The organism is Ideonella sp. P3_A4, from assembly GCF_056403075.1.
In genome coordinates this window covers 1-2,522 of the sequence record NZ_JBFUGE010000775.1, presented here as the reverse complement: position 1 = coordinate 2,522, position 2,522 = coordinate 1, and the positions used below count along the sequence as shown (strand labels likewise).

Here is a 2,522-nt window from a genome sequence, read left to right as displayed (position 1 = left end):
GAAGGCGCAATGGCAGGGCCTGACCCAGCTGCTGACGATGCCGCTGCCCGAGGGCATCGCCACGCTGAGCCAGACGATCGCCGGCGGCTTCGGAATGATGCTGCTGGTGGTGGGCGGCTGGGCGCTGATCGACGTGCCGCTGCAGAAGCACCTGTGGCTCGAAAAGCTGAAGATGACCCGCGAGGAAGTCAAGCAGGAGCACAAGGACGCGGAAGGTAACGTCGAGGTCAAGGGCAAGATCAAGGCGCGGATGCGCGAGATGGTGCGCAAGCGCATGCTGGCCAACGTGCCGCAGGCCGACCTGGTGGTGATGAACCCGACCCACTACGCCGTCGCGCTGAAGTACGACGAGAACAAGATGGGCGCCCCGCGCGTGATCGCCAAGGGCACCGACCTGCTGGCGCTGAAGATCCGCGACATCGCCCGCGAATCCAAGGTGCCGGTCCTGCAGGCCCCGCCGCTGGCGCGTGCGCTGTACGCCCACTGCGAGATCGACCAGGAAGTGCCGGCCACGCTGTTCGCCGCCGTCGCGCAGGTGCTGGCCTGGGTCTACGCGCTGCGCCGCACGCCGAACGCCCGCATCGACCAGCCGGACGTCGACATTCCGGACGAACTCGATCCGCATTCGCCTGCGTTCCACCAGCGTAAGAGTCGGCCGGGCGCCTGATCGCCCGGTGTCCAGGCCGAATTCGGGGCGCCGGTCTGGCGCCCCGCGGTCGTTTTGAGGTGCCAACGGCGCTTCTCCGGCGACCGCCCCAAAGCGCCACGTTCGCCTGCCGAACGGCCCGATCGGTAGTCCTTGGCAATCCGCCGTGACATTCCGCACGCCCGCGACGGCAGACGCAGCAAGCCACGCCGGGCTCACGGCAAATGACAGCTGGTTTCATGCCCCTTTTCCGGCTCAAGTTTTCCGGCCACCCGGGCAACATCCCGTTTCACAGATTCCCGCCCGCATTCCCCTTTCAAAACCATCCGATGAACGCGTTCCAACAGCAACTGCAAGCCTTGTTCGGCCAACACGCCGCCATGGTCAAGGCACTGATGGCCCCGATCTTCATCGTGATGGTGCTGGCGATGATGGTGCTGCCGCTGCCGCCGTTCGCGCTGGACCTGCTGTTCACCTTCAACATCGCGATGTCACTGATGGTCATGCTGGTTTCGGCCAACATGATCAAGCCGCTCGATTTCGCGGCGTTCCCGACCATCCTGCTGGTCACCACCCTCTTGCGCCTGTCGTTGAACGTGGCTTCTACCCGCGTCGTGCTGGTCGAAGGCCACACCGGCCCTGGCGCCGCCGGCAAGGTGATCGAGGCTTTCGGCCACTTCCTGATCGGCGGCAACTTCGCCGTCGGTCTGATCGTTTTCGCGATCCTGGTCGTCATCAACTTCATCGTGGTGACCAAGGGCGCCGAGCGGATCGCCGAAGTCGGCGCGCGCTTCACCTTGGACGCGATGCCCGGCAAGCAGATGGCGATCGACGCCGACCTGAACGCCGGCCTGATCGACGAGAACGAAGCCAAGCGCCGCCGCGCCGAAGTGGGCGAAGAAGCCGACTTCTTCGGCTCGATGGACGGTGCGTCGAAGTTCGTCCGCGGCGACGCGGTCGCCGGCATGCTGATCCTGCTGATCAACGTGGTCGGCGGCTTCATCATCGGTGTCGCCCAGCACGGCCTGTCGGCTTCCGACGCGGCCAACAGCTACATCCTGCTGGCCGTCGGTGACGCGCTGGTCGCCCAGATCCCCGGCCTGCTGATCTCGGTCGCCGCGGCGATGGTGGTCTCGCGCGTTGGCTCTGAAACCGACATCGGCACCCAGATCCGCGCCCAGGTCTTCAGCTCGCCCCGCTCGCTGGGCCTGACCGCCGGCATCATCGGCATGCTGGGCCTGGTGCCGGGCATGCCGCACCTGGTGTTCCTGCTGATGTCGGGCGTCATCGGCTACTACGCCTACTGGCTGACCCAGCGTGCCAAGCGCGAAGCCACCAAGCCCAAGGTCGACACGACCCAGGCCGCCCCGGCCGCCAACGCCGAAGCCAGCTGGGACGACCTGCAGCCGGTCGACACCCTCGGCCTCGAAGTGGGCTACCGCCTGATCGCGCTGGTCGACAAGGACCGCAAGGGTGATCTGCTGGCCCGCATCAAGGGCATCCGCAAGAAGTTCGCCCAAGAAGTCGGCTTCCTGCCGCCTTCGGTGCACATCCGCGACAACCTGGACCTCAAGCCCAGCATGTACCGCGTCACCTTGCGTGGCGCCGTGGTCGGCGAAGGCGAGGCTTTCCCGGGCATGTACATGGCCATCAACCCGGGCGGCAAGGTGCCTGCACTGCCGGGCACCAAGACCATCGACCCCGCTTTCGGGCTGCCCGCGGTGTGGATCGAAGAACGCCACCGCGAGCAAGCCCAAATGAGCGGGTTTAYGGTCGTTGATTGCTCGACTGTGGTGGCCACCCACCTTTCACACTTGATGCAAGTGAATGCCGCCAAGTTGTTGGGTCGTTTGGAGACCCAGGCGCTGGTCGAGCA

General features: G+C 65.8%; 2 protein-coding genes. Both read left to right on the top strand.

The window, feature by feature from the left end:
* A partial coding sequence (locus AC1DYI_RS32525) for an EscU/YscU/HrcU family type III secretion system export apparatus switch protein (RefSeq protein ID WP_477208245.1) occupies nt 1-667 on the top strand: 667 nt, incomplete at its 5' end.
* Nucleotides 668-975: 308 nt separating this feature from the next.
* On the top strand, nt 976-2,522 hold a 1,547-nt coding region (locus AC1DYI_RS32520; protein WP_477208244.1), incomplete at its 3' end, for a flagellar biosynthesis protein FlhA.